Source organism: Streptomyces sp. A3M-1-3, assembly GCF_024213665.1.
In the GTDB taxonomy this organism is placed as follows: Bacteria; Actinomycetota; Actinomycetes; order Streptomycetales; family Streptomycetaceae; genus Streptomyces.
In genome coordinates, this window is record NZ_JANAVP010000058.1 from 1 (window position 1) to 15,220 (window position 15,220).

General features: G+C 71.7%; 12 protein-coding genes. 3 read left to right on the forward strand and 9 right to left on the reverse strand.

Translation table 11 applies throughout. The annotated features are described in order from the left end of the window. Positions 1-319: 319 nt before the first annotated feature. The gene (locus tag NLX86_RS33645) at positions 320-877 is read right to left on the reverse strand and encodes a MarR family winged helix-turn-helix transcriptional regulator (protein WP_254375624.1); all 558 of its coding nucleotides are present in this window, start codon (positions 875-877) and stop codon (positions 320-322) included. A 110-nt stretch (positions 878-987) separates the two neighbouring features. Here NLX86_RS33645 and NLX86_RS33650 point away from each other — a divergent pair, with 110 nt between their 5' ends. Beyond that, positions 988-2,307 (forward strand): MFS transporter, encoded by a 1,320-nt coding sequence (locus NLX86_RS33650; protein ID WP_254375625.1) that lies wholly within the window; start codon positions 988-990, stop codon positions 2,305-2,307. On the opposite strand, the gene NLX86_RS33655 is transcribed toward NLX86_RS33650, so the two are convergent. Both NLX86_RS33655 and NLX86_RS33660 read right to left on the reverse strand, forming a co-directional pair. Then, positions 2,297-4,078, reverse strand: a complete 1,782-nt coding sequence (locus tag NLX86_RS33655; protein WP_254375626.1) for a SpoIIE family protein phosphatase — start codon at positions 4,076-4,078, stop codon at positions 2,297-2,299. The genes NLX86_RS33650 and NLX86_RS33655 overlap by 11 nt on opposite strands. Positions 4,079-4,217: 139 nt before the next feature. Continuing rightward, positions 4,218-5,603: an NAD(P)/FAD-dependent oxidoreductase gene (locus NLX86_RS33660; protein WP_254375627.1), complete on the reverse strand. Its 1,386-nt coding sequence runs from the start codon at positions 5,601-5,603 to the stop codon at positions 4,218-4,220. 334 nt (positions 5,604-5,937) lie between these two features. Between NLX86_RS33660 and NLX86_RS33665 the strand changes: the two genes are divergently transcribed. Together NLX86_RS33665 and NLX86_RS33670 are read left to right on the forward strand one after the other, a co-directional pair. Then, complete coding sequence (locus NLX86_RS33665) at positions 5,938-6,720, forward strand: TetR/AcrR family transcriptional regulator (protein WP_254375628.1); 783 nt, start codon at positions 5,938-5,940, stop codon at positions 6,718-6,720. Between the two features lie 194 nt (positions 6,721-6,914). Then, the gene (locus tag NLX86_RS33670) at positions 6,915-8,759 is read left to right on the forward strand and encodes a sigma-70 family RNA polymerase sigma factor (protein WP_254375629.1); all 1,845 of its coding nucleotides are present in this window, start codon (positions 6,915-6,917) and stop codon (positions 8,757-8,759) included. 213 nt (positions 8,760-8,972) lie between these two features. On the opposite strand, the gene NLX86_RS33675 is transcribed toward NLX86_RS33670, so the two are convergent. The 6 genes from NLX86_RS33675 to NLX86_RS33700 all read right to left on the reverse strand — a co-directional run bounded on the left by NLX86_RS33675 (position 8,973) and on the right by NLX86_RS33700 (position 15,108). Then, positions 8,973-9,641 carry a response regulator transcription factor gene (locus NLX86_RS33675; protein WP_254375635.1) on the reverse strand — a complete coding sequence of 223 codons (669 nt, stop codon included), beginning with the start codon at positions 9,639-9,641 and terminating at the stop codon, positions 8,973-8,975. Positions 9,642-10,262: 621 nt separating this feature from the next. Beyond that, positions 10,263-11,084: an NAD(P)H-binding protein gene (locus NLX86_RS33680; RefSeq protein ID WP_254375630.1), complete on the reverse strand. Its 822-nt coding sequence runs from the start codon at positions 11,082-11,084 to the stop codon at positions 10,263-10,265. Between the two features lie 215 nt (positions 11,085-11,299). Next, positions 11,300-12,172 (reverse strand): S9 family peptidase, encoded by an 873-nt coding sequence (locus NLX86_RS33685; RefSeq protein ID WP_254375631.1) that lies wholly within the window; start codon positions 12,170-12,172, stop codon positions 11,300-11,302. A gap of 309 nt (positions 12,173-12,481) precedes the next feature. Further along, positions 12,482-13,684, reverse strand: a complete 1,203-nt coding sequence (gene kynU, locus NLX86_RS33690; RefSeq protein ID WP_254375632.1) for a kynureninase — start codon at positions 13,682-13,684, stop codon at positions 12,482-12,484. Beyond that, positions 13,677-14,519, reverse strand: coding sequence for a tryptophan 2,3-dioxygenase family protein (locus tag NLX86_RS33695; protein WP_254375633.1), 843 nt, complete (start codon positions 14,517-14,519; stop codon positions 13,677-13,679). The genes kynU and NLX86_RS33695 overlap by 8 nt, the downstream gene beginning before the upstream one ends. 175 nt (positions 14,520-14,694) lie before the next feature. Further along, positions 14,695-15,108: a DUF3151 domain-containing protein gene (locus NLX86_RS33700; RefSeq protein ID WP_254375634.1), complete on the reverse strand. Its 414-nt coding sequence runs from the start codon at positions 15,106-15,108 to the stop codon at positions 14,695-14,697. Positions 15,109-15,220 lie beyond the last annotated feature (112 nt).

The window sequence follows — 15,220 nt, forward strand, 5'->3', positions numbered from 1 at the left end:
TCTATCAGATCCTTTCGGGCCTGATTCCCAGTCAGTGGCCCCCTGCGAAGCAGGAGTTGCTGCAGTGTCTTTCCGGCTGTTGGGCCGTTCCGACGTCCCGAACTCTAGCGGATTCCGCAGGCGACTCATAATCGAGCCAGGGAATTGAATTTCGGCATGCCGAAATTGTTCCCGCTGGGAGATCGTGCTGAGTTGGGTTGCCGCGTATCAGCGGCAGGAGCGGTTGTCGCAGAACCGTTCCGGCCCCGTGACAACTCGAAGAACCTTACGGATCGCGCGGGTCGGTGTCAACCCCGCCTACTGACCACCCGTCAGGTGGTCAGTCCAGGTCCGAGAGGCGGCCGCCGGCGTCCGGTTGGGTGTCCTCCACGCGGCGCAGCAGCCGGGTCAGCATCTCGCCGAGCGCGCCCCGTTCCTCCGTCGAGAGGTCCTGGAGGAGTTCCTCCTCGAAGACCGTGGCCATGCGCATCGCCTCGAGCCACTTGCTGCGGCCCTCGTCCGTGAGCTCCACGATCACGCGTACGCGGTTGGACTCGTCGCGCTCCCGGGTAACCAGGCCCTCCCCCACCATGCGGTCGATGCGGTGGGTCATGGCGGCCGGCGTCAGGCCGAGGCGCTTGGCGAGGTCGCTCGGGCCCAGGCGGTAGGGGCTGCCGGACAGGACCAGCGCCTTGAGTACCTCCCACTCGGCGTTGCTGATGCCGAGGGCCGCGGTCTGGCGGCCGTACGCGACGTTCATCCGGCGGTTGAGCCGGCTGAGTGCCGAGACGACCTTTTCGACCTGGGGGTCGAGGTCGCGGAACTCGCGCTGGTAGGCGGCGATCTGCTCGTCGAGGCTCGGCTCGCTGACGGCGGTGGCGCCGGGGGTGTCACCCATGTCGCGAAGTATCGCACGTCGGCCGTTGGCGTCGAAGTCCTTCAATGTGTATTGTTGAGGTTCTAACTTTAGCTTCGAAGTCTTCAGATCTCACTCCTAAGGCAGGTGAAATGACCAGGGCGATGGGCGCCGCGATGCGCCGGATCCAGACGGGCAACGCACTGAGCGCGTTCGGCATTGGTTTCACGGTTCCGTTCCTCTACGTCTATGTGGCGCAGGTACGGGAACTGGGCGCCAGTACGGCGGGCATCGTGCTCGCCGTGTTCGCCATAGCCGCGCTGGTCGTGCTGCCCTTCACCGGTCGGGCCATCGACCGGCGTGGACCGGTCCCGGTGCTTATCGGCGCTGCGGTCATGGCATCCGTCGGCGCGATGGGGCTCGGCCTGGCGAACAGCACGCCGCTGGTCGTGCTCGCGGCGGCCGGGCTCGGCGCGGGGACGGCGGTCATGCAGCCCGCCCTCGCGACGATGATCGTCTGGACCTCGACCCCGACCACCCGTACCCGGGCCTTCGCCACGCAGTTCTTCCTGCAGAACCTGGGTCTCGGCATCGGCGGACTGCTCGGCGGTCAGATCGTCGACGAGAGCCGGCCGGGCAGCTTCACCCTGCTCTTCAGCATCGAAGCGGTCATGTTCCTGGTGCTGGCGGCCATCGCCGGAACCGTACGGCTCCCGCGGTCGCCGCTTATCCATGACGCCATGCCCAAGGACGCCTCGGAAGCGAAGGGCGGCTGGCGCCGTCTCGCGCAGCACCGGGCCATGGTGCAGCTGTGCGTGCTCGGCTTTGTGCTGTTCTTCGCCTGCTACGGACAGTTCGAGGGGGGCCTCGCCGCGTTCGGTACGGAAGCCGCGGGCATCACGCCGTCGACCCTGGGCATCGCGCTCGCCGCCAACACCGCGGTGATCGTGGTCGCGCAGTTCGTCGTACTGCGGCTGGTGGAGAAGCGCCGCCGGTCGCGGGTCATCGCGCTGGTCGGCCTGATCTGGACGGTCGCCTGGGTCGTCGCGGGCTACGCGGGCATGGGCGAGGGCAGCCAGGCGATGGCGACGGCCGCGTTCGTCTCCACGTACGCGCTCTTCGGCCTCGGCGAGTCGATGCTGTCCCCGACCGTGGCCCCGCTGGTCGCCGACCTGGCGCCCGAGGCGGCCGTGGGTCAGTACAACTCGGTGTTTGCTCTGGTCAAGCAGCTCGCACTGGCCGTCGGTCCGGCCGTGGGCGGACCGATGGGGGCCTCGCTGCACGGCCCGTACATCGTGACGTTCATTCTCTTCTCGCTCGGTATTACGGTCCTCGCGCTGCGGCTGGGCCGGCAGCTCACGCCGGTGCAGGACAACCCGTCGCTCGCCAAGTCGCGGGTGGTGGCTTCACGGGTGCCCGAGCAGGCCCAGGAACCGGCGCCGGAATCGGCACCGGCTCCCGTCACCGCGTAGCTTCAGCGCGCCAGTGGTCTGGCAACGCGAACTCGCACCAGACCGCCTTGCCGCCGCCCGGCGTGCGGCGCGAGCCCCAGGACGAGGCGATCGTCGCGACGATCGAGATGCCGCGGCCCGCCTCGTCCGCCGGCTCCGCGCGGCGGCGGCGTGGCAGGTGGTCGTCTCCGTCCGTCACCTCGATGATCAGCCGGCGGTCGGTACGGCGCAGCCGCAGGCGCATGGGCGGCGTGCCGTGCTGGAGGGAGTTGGCGACGAGCTCGCTGGCCGCCAGGACACCCAGGTCGCACAGCTCCACCGGGAAGCGCCAGGAAGCCAGCACCCCTGATGCGAAGGCGCGGGCGCGCGGCGCCGCCTCGATGCCGCCGAGGAGCTCCAGCGCCGCGTTGTGGAACAGCTCCGCGTCCGGCCCCGTACGGGTCGGGTGCTGGAGGACGAGTACAGCGACGTCGTCGTCGTGGTCGGCGGTGACGCCGAGGGCCCGCATCAGGCGGTCGCAGATGACCTGCGGGGTGCCCTTCGCGCCGGAGAGGGCCCGCTCCAGTGCGGCGACGCCCTCGTCGATGTCCTCGCCGCGCCGCTCGACCAGGCCGTCGGTATAGAGGACGGCGGTGGAGCCGGGCGGGAGGGCGATCGTGCCCGAGGTGTGCAGCCAGCCGCCGGTGCCGAGCGGGGGGCCGGTCGGGTCGGCGGCGCGCCTGACCGTACCGTCCTCGTCGCGGACCAGGATCGGGAGGTGGCCGGCCGACGCGTAGACGAGGCGGCCCTCGTTCGGGTCGTGGACGGCGTAGACGCAGGTGGCGATCTGGCTGGCGTCGATCTCGGCGGCCAGGCCGTCGAGGAGCTGGAGCACTTCGTGCGGCGGGAGGTCGAGCCGGGCGTACGCGCGGACGGCGGTGCGCAGCTGGCCCATCACGGCCGCGGCACGGACCCCTCGGCCCATGACATCGCCGATGACCAGCGCGGTGCGGCCGGCGCCGAGGGTGATGACGTCGTACCAGTCGCCGCCGACCGCCGCCTCCGTACCGCCCGGCTGGTACGTCGCGGCGATGCGCAGATCGTCGGGCTGCTCCAACTCCTGCGGGAGGAGGGAGCGCTGGAGGGTGACGGCGGCCTCCCGCTGGCGGCGCTCGCTTGCGCGCAGCCGCTCGGCGGCCTCCGCGTGGTCGGTGACGTCGGCGGCGAAGACCATCACACCGCCGCTCTTGCCGGTGCTGCGGACATCCACAGGAGTGCAGGTGACCGTGTACGAGCCGCCGCCCGGGCCCTTGCGGTTCTTGACCGTACGGGGCTTGCCGCTGCGCAGGACCTGGTCGAGGAGCGGGAGCAGGCCGAGCTCGTGCAGCTCGGGGAGGGCCTGGCGGGCCGGGGCTCCGGCCGGGCGGGGGCCGAAGGCGGCGGCGTAGGCGTCGTTGACGTAGGCGATGCGGTGCTCGGGGCCGTACACCAGGGCGACGAGGGCGGGGAGCCGGCCGAGGACTTCCCGTGCGGACAGGTCGTCGAGGCAGGGGACGGGCGGGTCGTCGTCCTTCTCGGCCCGCGCACCCCACTCCGTCCGCTCGGCCGTCTCGGCTGTCTCCGCCTGCTCGGCCGGGGACGGTGTTCTGCCCGTGGTGCCGGATGGCGTGCGTCCGTCCTTGCCGGGGTCCGCGCCGGGCGCGGGCTGGTCCGGGTGCTCACCGCGGGCTGCGGGCACGGAACCGCGATCGGTCCGCGCTGCGGCGCGGCGCTGCGTTCCGGGAAGCCGGGCGCTCCAGCGCGTGAAGTTCACTGACTCTCAAGCCTCGTGGTGTCGCCGTGTATCGCTGTTATGTCGCTGTCGCTGCTGGTGTCGGTGCTCGGGGTCACTCTGTGCACGTGTGAGCCCACCTATGGTCACACGTCCAGTGTGGCCGACTGCACTGACAACGTCAGTCGGTCCTGTCCTTCGGACGCTCTCCGCCCGCCGCGAGTTCGAACTCGGCGCGTGGGTGTTCGAGCGATCCGAGAGAGACGATCTCACGCTTGAACAGTCCGGCGAGTGTCCATTCGGCAAGGACTCTGGCCTTGCGGTTGAACGTCGGGACTCGGCTGAGGTGGTAGGCGCGGTGCATCAGCCAGGCCGGGTACCCCTTCACCTTCCGTCCGTAGACGTGGGCAACGCCCTTGTGCAGGCCGAGGGAGGCGACGGATCCCGCGTAGCTGTGCGCGTAGTCCTCAAGGGGCTGACCGCGCAGGGAGGCGAGAACGTTGTCGGCGAGGACCTTGGCCTGGCGGACGGCGTGCTGGGCGTTGGGGGCGCATTCCCGGCCCTCTTCACCCGCGGTGACGTCCGGGACCGCGGCCGCGTCGCCGGCCGCCCAGGCGTGCTCGACGCCCTCGACGGTGAGCTTGGGGGTGCAGACGAGCCGCCCGCGCCCGTTCTTGGGCAGGTCGGTCGCGGCGAGGATGGGGTGCGGTTTGACGCCCGCGGTCCACACGACCGTACGAGTCGGGAAGCGCGAGCCGTCACTCAGTACGGCGACCCGGTCCTCGCAGGAGTCGAGGCGGGTGTCCAGGCGGACGTCGATGTTGCGGCGCCGCAGTTCGCGGACCGTGTAGTGGCCCATTTTCTCGCCGACTTCGGGGAGGATACGGCCGGTGGCCTCGACGAGGATCCACTTCATGTCCTCGGCCTTGATGTTGTGGTAGTACCGCGCGACATAGCGGGCCATGTCCTCCAGTTCGCCGAGCGCCTCCACGCCGGCGTATCCCCCGCCGACGAAGACGAAGGTCAGGGCGGCGTCGCGGACGGCCGGGTCGCGGGTGGCGGAGGCGATGTCCATCTGCTCGATGACGTGGTTGCGCAGGCCGATGGCCTCCTCCACGGTCTTGAAGCCAATGCCGTAGTCGGCGAGTCCGGGGACCGGCAGGGCGCGGGAGATCGAGCCGGGGGCGAGGACCAGTTCGTCGTACGCGATCTCGACCGGGCCGGTGCCCTCCTCCTCGGTGGCGAGGGTGGCGACGGTGGCGGTGCGTTTGGCGTGGTCGATCTTCTGCGCCTCGCCGATGACGATCCTGCATTTGTTCAGGACGCGGCGGAGCGGGACGACCACGTGGCGGGGCGAGATGGATCCGGCGGCCGCCTCGGGGAGGAACGGCTGATAGGTCATGTACGGCTCGGGCGTGACGACGGTGACCTCGGCCTCGCCGCTCTTCAGGTGCCGCTGGAGACGCAGCGCGGTGTACATCCCGACGTAGCCGCCGCCGACTACGAGAATGCGCGCAGGGGCCGGGGGTCCGGGGGTCGTCCCCCGCGAATAAGCAGCCTTCACCACACCATGACGCAACGCGTTCGGGAGTTTGTCCACAGCCCCGGCAAATTGTGTGACCGGCGAGCGCGGCGCGACGCCTGCTCCGCCGGTTCCCCTGTGGGTGGAAGGTGTGCAGGTCAGACCATGGGTGGCGGGTGGTGTCGGGGGGGTGGAATCAGGAAGGTTTCGGTGCATACTCCGATCGGGGGGCGCTCCGTGCGGAACTACCCCCTTCTGAATTGACTCCAGCTCAACTATGTTCGTACCTCGTCGGGGTGTCGGGTCTTGGCCCGTGGATCAGCCCCGGCTCACAGGCGGGGAGTCTCCGGGGGGAGACGTCATTACCGGGGGATCAGTTATGCACATTCACGATTCGCATTGGTCTGCAACCATCGCAACCGAAGGCAATGGGCGCGTGGTCGCGGGTGGCAGCGGAGTGGCCCGTTCGGCGCCGCTTCGCGTTGATGCACAGCGCAATCTCGAACACGTACTGCGCGCCGCGCGCGAGGTGTTCGGCGAGATGGGTTACGGGGCGCCGATGGAGGACGTGGCGCGGCGGGCACGAGTCGGTGTCGGGACGGTCTACCGGCGGTTCCCGAGCAAGGACGTCCTGGTGCGGCGCATAGCCGAGGAGGAGACCGCCCGGCTGACCGAGCAGGCCAGAACGGCGCTGGGCCAGGAGGACGAGCCGTGGTCGGCGCTCTCGCGTTTCCTGCGTACGTCCGTGGCGTCGGGCGCGGGCCGGCTGCTGCCGCCGCGGGTGCTGCGCGTCGGGGTCGACGCCGAGGACTCCACAGTCGTCCAGGACGAGGCGCGCGTGCCGCAGCAGCGGCAGGCGGCTGCTCCAGGTCTGCGGGTCGTCGAGCCGCGGGTGGCCGAGCCGCGGACCGGGTCCGCCGAGGACACCGGTCAGCGCGACCAGCACGACGACCCGGGTGCGACGGCGCTGCTCGAAGTGGTCGGCCGGCTGGTGGACCGGGCACGGGCGGCGGGTGAGCTGCGCGGCGATGTGACCGTGGCGGATGTGCTGCTGGTGATAGCCACGGCGGCGCCCTCGCTGCCGGACCCGGCTCAGCAGGCGGCGGCTTCGGCCCGGCTGCTGGACATCCTACTGGAGGGGCTGCGATCGCGGCCGGCGTGACGGTTACCGGTTACCGGTCAACCTTCCGAGTGGACCGGTCCGTTGGCCCTTCCCCGAAAGGGTGGAGAGTAGCGCTTCGAGACGGTGAATCGCCCCGGACGGGTGGATGCCGGTGATAGCCGTCCGGCAGCCTCCCGTTCTGTGCCACTCTGGCCCGGTGTTCGGGTCTGAGGGTGCGTGCGGGGGCTGCCGCGATGAGCGTTGACGGTCGGGACGAGCCACTCGATGGTGCCGGCGGCGGACCGGAGACGGGCGCCCTGTCCTCGCGCCAGGCTCCTCCGCAGCGCGGGGGCGGCAGCGGCGGGCCGGTCGGCGAACGGCCGCCGTCCGACGCCGATTTGGTCGCCCGGATGCGGTCCGGCGACGACTCGGCGTACGAGGAGCTGTTCCGGCGGCACGCGGATTCGGTGCGGCGGTACGCGCGCGGTTGCTGCCGGGACGCGCACACCGCCGACGATCTGACGGCAGAGGTCTTCGCACGCACGTTGCAGGCGGTGCGCGGCGGCGCCGGTCCGGAGCATGCGGTGCGTGCGTACCTGCTGACGACGGTACGGCGGGTCGCGGCGGCCTGGGCGAAGACAGCGAAGCGGGAACAACTGGTCGAGGATTTCGCGGTGTTCGCCGCGCGGGCCGCCGGTGGCTCCGAGGCGTCCGACGACAGCGGTTCGTTCGGCGCCGGGCTGGATCTGGGCGCCGAGGTCCGGGCAATGCACGCGGCCGAACAGACCATGGCCATGCGGGCCTTCCGCAGCCTCCCTGAGCGTTGGCAGGCCGTCCTGTGGCACACCACGGTCGAGGAGGAGTCGCCGAGCCAGGTCGCGCCGCTGTTCGGGCTGACCGCCAACGCGACTGCTGTACTGGCCAGTCGTGCCCGCGAGGGACTCAAGCAGGCCTATCTGCAAGCGCATGTGAGCGCGGCGCTCACCGAGCGCGGTGACTGTGCGCGCTACGCAGACCGGCTGGGCGCGTACGCGCGGGGCGGTCTGCGGATGCGGGCCGAGCGCGGGCTGCGCAAGCACCTGGAGGAGTGCGCGAAGTGCCGGCTGGCCGCCGGTGAGATCAAGGACGTCAACGCCGGTATTCCGGCGCTCCTTCCGGTCGCGGTCATCGGCTGGTTCGCCGCCGGTTACTCGGTCAAGGCCGCCGGCATCGTGGTGGGCGGTGCCGCGGGAGCGGCGGGAGCCGGCGCCGCCGCCGCGGCGGCCGGCGGATCCTCCGCGGGCGGGGCCGCTGGGAGTGGGGCTGTCGCCGAGGGGCTTGGGGCGCCGGCGAAGGCCGGTATCGCGGCGGCGCTGGCCGTCTCGGTCGCCGCCGGGGTGGTGTTCGCGCTGGCCGGCGACGAGCCGGAGCCCGAGCCGGAGGCGAGGGCCGGTACGCCCAGGCCGCCGGCCGCCGAGCCTGTCGTACCGCGGAAGCCGCCGCCCACCGCCGCGCCCGGGCCTGCGGCGCCGGCCGCGCCTGAGCCGGAACCGGCCAGGCCCAGGCCCACGCCCACCCCGGAGCCGACGCCGCCGAAGCCCACGCCCGTCCCACCGAAGCCCGTGCCTCCCGCCCCGGTGCCTACGGAGCCGAAGCCCACCCCGAAGCCGCCTCCGCCGCCGGCGCCGACGCCGTACCAGGTGAACCGGCTCCCGTACTCGGTCCTCGGCGACCACACCGAGCCCGAAATCAGGCTCGACCGGAGCAGCTGGCTCTGGCAGCGCTGGGGATTGCGGATCGCCGGCAAGCAGTACACGCACGGGGTCAGCGTGCACGCGATGTCCTCCGTCACCATCGACCTCAATCGCGCGTGCACGTCGTACGACGCGTGGGCCGGGGTGGACGACATGACGTTGGGGCTCGGCTCGGTGCGCTTCGCGGTGTACGGGGACGGGATACGGCTGTGGCAGTCCCCGGTGATGCGCGGCAGGGACCGGGCCGTGCCGGTGCATGTGGGCATCGGCGGGCGGCAGTCGATCCGGCTGGTCGTCGAGCCGCACACGCCGTTCGGGTCCGTGGCGCTCGCCGACTGGGCGGAATCCGTAATCAGCTGCCGCTGACGCCCCGGCGGGACCGCTAGAAACCCTGTCCGGCCGATCATGGCCGGGCTCGCGTGCCCGCTGTGACATCAGCCGCTCTGCGGCGGGCCGCGCCTCGCCGCGTTGTCGTCGGTGGCCGACGTCCCCCAGCTACCTCCCCCCAGCTACCCCAGGGGGTGCCCCCAGGGGTGCCCCCACCGCGTCGCCACCCGGCCTGATCGACCGGACAGGACACTAGCCGGGGGTGACCAGTCGGGCCTCGTAGGCGAAGACCGCCGCCTGCGTACGGTCGCGCAGGCCCAGCTTCACCAGGATCCGGCTCACGTGTGTCTTGATCGTCGACTCCGCGATCACCAGCTTCGAGGCGATCTCCGCGTTCGACAGACCCTGCGCGATGAGCACCAGCACCTCCGTCTCACGTTCCGTCAGGTCGCCGATCTTCGCCTGGGCGGGTGGCCGGGCGGTGTCCGAGAGCTTGGAGAACTCCACGATCAGGCGCTTGGTCACCGAAGGGGCGAGCAACGCCTCGCCCGCCGCCACCACCCGCACACCGTCCGCCAACTGCCGCGCGGACGCGTCCTTCAGCAGGAACCCCGACGCCCCCGCACGCAGCGCCTGATAGACGTACTCGTCCAGGTCGAACGTCGTGAGGACCAGCACCTTGGCGTCGGAGTCCGCGGCGACGATCTCGCGCGTGGCCTCCAGGCCGTTCAGCTCCGGCATTCGGATGTCCATCAGGACGACGTCGGGCCGCAGCGCGGCGACCTGGTCGATGGCCTCGCGGCCGTCGACCGCTTCGCCGACGACCTCGATGTCCGGCATCGCGTTCAGCAGGACCGAGAAGCCCTCGCGGACCATCATCTGGTCGTCGACGATCAGGACCCGGATGGTCATGCGGACCATGAAGCCGCCGAGGACCACAGTGAGCACCCACATCCAAGCGGCGGTACGCGGCCGGGTCCTGGCCGCCACCACCACCATCACCACGAGGTGGGAGAAGAAGACCGCCTGGGCCCACGGTGAGAATCCCGTGCTGTTCAGGACACTCGCGACGGGGGCTGCGGCTATCGACAGCCACCACGCGCCCACCGGGCGGAACAGCGTGGCGATCACCGAAACGGCCGGGATCAGGCCCGCTGCCAGCACATCGACCGGCCCCAGGCCCCACGAGGTCATTTCATAGGCGATCAGCAGCGTGATGAAGGCCGCGAACGCCACCAGGGCGTGCGGGGTCCAGGCGGACCACTCGCGTAGCCGGCCCGGCAGCCGGCCGGTGACCGGGCCGTCGGTCCGCATCGGTGGCAGCGGCCGGTAGGCGAAGGCGTCGTGGAAGAGGTCCTGGCGCAGTCCGGCCAGGGTGTTCATGGCCAGCCGGAACTCTGGGCTCCGCTCGGCCTTCTCGGTCTTCTGGGTCGTCTCGGTCACATACAGAACCGTAGGCGCCGGGGCGGGCGCGGTCGTCACCTGTGCTGGGGATCCTTCCGCGTCCGTCCCAGGTACTACGGCCGCCCCTCTGCAGTCCTGTCAGGGGCGGAACGCGTCGGCGTGTGCCGCCGCCCACTCGGCGAACGTACGGGCCGGGCGGCCGGTGACCTGCTCCACGACGCCGGTCACCGTCCGCCCCTCGGGGGGCGTGTTCCCGTACACCAGGGCCAGGAAGTCGATCGTGTCCTGCGGGAGGCCGGCCGCCTGCCACTGCTGCCGCGCCTCCTCCTCGCTCAGCTCCACCAGGACGATCCCCCGGCCCCTCGCCGCCGCCAGGGCGTCCACCTTGTCCCGCAGGGTCAGCACCTCGGAACCAGTGATCACATACGTCCGACCGCCGTGACCGTCCTCGGTGAGCGCCGCCGCAGCGACCGCGCCGATGTCGGACTCGTGCACCATCGCGCTGAGCCGGCCGGTGAACGGCTCGCGTACCACGCCCTCGGTGCGGATGCCTTCGGCCCACTCCAGCGCGTTGGACATGAACTCGACCGGCATCAGCACGGTCCAGGCCGGCCCGCCGGCCCGCACGGCGTCCTCCAGCGGGGTGGGGCCGCCGCCGTGCAGTACCGTCACCCGCTGGACTCCGGCCTCGGCCGCCAGCTCGACGAGCCGCGGTCCGCACTCCAGCGGTGCGAACGCCTCTCCGCCGAAGGTGATCAGGTGCAGTCCGGTGACCCCGTCCAGGGCCGGCGCCAGCGACTCGGGGTCGGTGAGATCTCCGCGTACGACCTCGACGCCCTCGGGGAAGTCCGCCTTCGCCGGGTCCCGGGTCAGCGCGCGGACGCTCGCGCCCCGCGCGAGCAGCTGCTCGACCACCTGGCGGCCGACTGTTCCGGTCGCTCCGGTCACAAGAATCGTCATCGCTCGGGCTCCTTCATTTCGTGTCATGGCCGTTCCTGACTGGCTCGTTGACACCACCGTAGAAACCCTTGCGGTCAGGTTCGGTCCGCGATGAGGGGCCGAAGAGGGGTCGGTATCCGGTCGGGCGCGGCGATCTCGGCAGTGAGACCTGCGCGATGCGGTTCGCCGGGGTCAGCACGTCGGGGCTCACCGTCGCGGAATCGGGGTAGGGCCCGTCACCAGGCCAGTTGGGCGATCTCCTCCGCGACGACCGCGCACGCGTCCGCCGCCGGGTCGATCAGCGGGAAGTGCCCGACGTCGTCGAGGAGGGTCAGGCCCACGGTCTCGCCCGCCTTGGCCGCCGCATCGACGTACGCCTCCGCCACCTGGTACGGCACGGTGATGTCGGTGCGGCCCTGCACCAGGGCCGTGGCGATCCCGGTCGGGAGCAGCGTCGCCGGATCGGCGAACACCCGGCGCGCCTCGAATTCCTCCTCGCCCCCGAGGAGTTGCACGGCGGCCCCGGAGCATACGTCCAGCTCACCGGCCATCAGGAAGTCCGCGATCGGGGCGAGCGCGACGACACCGCGCAGCGGCGGCGGGGCCGGCAGCCGCCAGGGCGAGCCCTCGGGCAGTACATGCCGAGCGGCCGCCCACAGGGCCAGCTGGCCGCCCGCGGAGTGCCCGGTGACGACGGTACGGCGCGGGTCGGCCTGTGGCAGAGCCTCCGCCGCGAGCGCCGGCAGAGCGTCCATGGCCGCCGCCACGTCGTCGAACGTCTCCGGCCAGCGCCCGGCGACCGGCCCGGCCGCACCCTGGTGGGGCAGCGAGCTGCCCCGCCGGTACTCGACGTTGGCGACGGCGAAGCCCTGGCGGGCCAGGAAGTCCGCGAAGGGCGTGACGTGCTGCCGGTCGTACGGCGCCCGCCACGCACCGCCGTGCAGGACCACGACGAGCGGGGCGCGCTCCTCGCCGCCGCGGGGCGCGTAGAAGTCGACCACCTGATCGGGATGCCCGCCGTACGCGGCGGTGGCATCGGGCGCCACGGCCGGGTGTGAGAAGGCCGACTCGGCCTCGGCTGCATCCCGTTCCACTCCGGGGTCCGACATGCGGCTCAACCTCTCGGTACGGAGATCCACTTGATCCGGGCAGCGGGACGCTACCAGGCCCCGCACCCCTGTTTCGTACCGCCCCGGCACAGCGGTACCACCACGGCAGCCGCCGCTCGGCGGGCGCGGGCAGCACCTCGCGCGGGGCGGCCAACCCGGACGGCGCGGGTGCGGTTTCGTTTCCGCAGGGCGCCCGGGAACAGCCTCCCGGAAGCCGGGTGGGCGGGGCCGCGCGAGCGGTTCCGCCCACCCATGTGATCACCCGGAAACGTGACGTCTCAGAACAACGCCACCCAATCCGCCACCCAATCAGCCCCGCTGACCCACGACCTCGCTCAGCACCCGCGCCGCGCGCTCCGCGTCGCCGAAGCTGACGTACAGCGGCGTGAAACCGAAGCGCAGCACGTCCGGGCGGCGGAAGTCGCCGATCACACCGTGCGCGGTCAGCCCCCGCATCACCTCGCCCGCGTCCTCACAGCGCAGCGCGACCTGGCTGCCGCGTTCGGCGTGCGCGGCCGGGGTGACCGAGGTGACGCGCCCCGCCGGTACGTACTGCTCCACGCACTCCAGGAAGAAGTCCGTGAGGGCCAGCGACTTCTCGCGTACCGCGTCGACCGAGACACCGTCCCAGACGTCGAGAGCCGCCTCCAGAGCCAGCATCGAGAGGATGTCGGGCGTGCCGACCCGGCCCCGCAGCGCACCCTCCGCCGCCACATAGCCGGGCGTCATGCCGAACGGGTCGGCATGCGAGTTCCAGCCGGGCAGCGGGGAGTCGAAGCCGGCCTGGTGGCGTTCGGCCACGTACAGGTAGGCCGGCGAACCGGGCCCGCCGTTGAGGTACTTGTACGTACAGCCGACCGCGAAGTCGACGCCGTGCGCGTCGAGGCCGACCGGCAGCGCACCCGCGCTGTGGCACAGGTCCCAGACGGCGAGGGCCCCGGCCTGATGGATCTCCGCCGTCAGGCCAGGCAGGTCGTGGAGCCGGCCGGTCCGGTAGTCGACGTGGTTGACCAGCGCGACCGCGGTGCGCGGGCCGAGCGCTTCGGCCAGCCGTACCGGGGCGACCGGGACCAGCCGCTTGCCGGTCATGCGAGCCGCGGACTCGGCGAGGTAGCCGTCCGTGGGGAACGTCGTCTCGTCGACCAGGATCTCGTCGCGGGCGGGGTCGGCCAGCCGTACCGCTGCGACGACTGCCTTGAAGACGTTGACGCTGGTCGAGTCGCCGGCCACGATCCGGCCCGGCGCCGCGCCGACCAGCGGCGCGATCCGGTCGCCGATCCGCTGCGGCGCGGTCCACCAGCCGCTCTCCTCCCAGGAGCGGATGAGGAGTTCGCCCCATTCGCGGGAGACAACGTCGGCCAGCCGCCCCGGCACGGAGGCGGGCAGGGCGCCCAGCGAGTTGCCGTCCAGGTACACGACTCCCTCGGGGAGGGCGAACAGCTCGCGGCGCTTGGCGAGTTCATCGGCGGCGTCGAGCGCCGCGGCCCGGTCGGCCAGGGTGCGCTCAGACATGGCTGCGCGCCGTCCACAGCTCGGGGAAGACGTTCTTACGGGCCCGCTTCTCCAGCCAGGAGACACCGGCGGAACCGCCCGTGCCGACCTTGGAGCCCATCGCCCGCCGCGTCGCCACGAGATGGTCGTTGCGCCAGCGCCACACCAGTTCGCCGACGTCGGTCAGCGCCTCGCCGAGCCGCACCAGCTCGGTGTCCTGGTCGCCCGCGTAGAGCTGAGCCCACGCCGCCTCGACCTCGTCCGACGGGTCGTACTTCTGCGACAGGTCGCGGTCGAGGACGGCGGCCGGCACCGGCAGCCCGCGCCGGGCGAGGAGCCGCAGCACCTCGTCGTACAGGCTCGGCTCGTACAGCGCCTTCTCCAGCTCGGCGTACACGCGCGGCGCGCCACGGTGCGGGACGAGCATCGACGCCGACTTCTCGCCGAGCAGGAACTCCATCCGCCGGTACATCGCGGACTGGAAGCCGGAGCCCTCGCCGAGCGCGCTGCGGTACGAGTTGAACTGCGCGGGGGTGAGGTGGGCCAGCGGCTTCCAGGAGGCGTTCAGCGCCTCCAGTTCCCGGGTGGAGCGCTTCAGCGCGGCCATCGCGACGGGCAGGTCGTCCTCGCGGAGGGCGTTCGCCGCAGTTTCCCACTCGTGGACGATGACGGTGAACCACAGCTCCATGACCTGGGTGGTGACCAGGAAGACCATCTCTCCGGGATCGTCGGAGAGGGGGTGCTGGAGGTGGGTGAGGACGTCCGCCTGGACGTAGTCCTCGTACGGGGTGGTACCCGCGAAGTCCAGGTTCGGGGTCTCCGAACCTGCTCCGGAGGCATCGGGGTGCTGGGACATTGCTGTCTCCTCGATACGTGCTTCCGGGTAGCGGTCCGCCCCTTCCGTTCGGCTGTGGAGCCCCGGTCCCCTGCGGGCATCATAATCGGGCCGGCAAGCGGCGCCACAGCTGCCCGCCCGGGGGCCCGCCGGGGGGCCCGCACCGACCGGCGCGGGCCCCCCGGGACAGTTCACGTCAGCTCAGCGTGTCCGCCGCCGTCGCGGAGGAGTCGCGCAGGAACGTCGAGCAGCGCTCGTACTCCTCCTGCTCGCCGATCGACTGCGCGGCGCGCGCGAGGGCGTGCAGGGCGCGCAGGAAGCCGCGGTTCGGCTCGTGCTCCCACGGCACCGGGCCGTGGCCCTTCCAGCCGGCCCGGCGCAGTGCGTCGAGGCCGCGGTGGTAGCCGGTACGGGCGTACGCGTACGACTCGACGACCCGGCCGTTGTCGTACGCGTCGTCGGCGAGCTGCGCCCAGGCGAGCGAGGATGCCGGGTACTTCGCGGCGACCTCGGCGGGCGCGGCGCCGCTGGCGAGGAGGTCGCGCGGCTCCGGGTCGTCGGGCAGCTGGGTCGGGGGCGGGCCCCCGAGCAGGTTCTCGTGAATGGACATGGGTTCCAGTCTGCCTGCCTCGGGGCGGCTAGGGGCAATACCGGTGACTTTGGGCTTGTCGGGTCGTTAGGGGAGGTGTGCCAAGGCCCGGACAGGTGAAGTCATCGGTGGT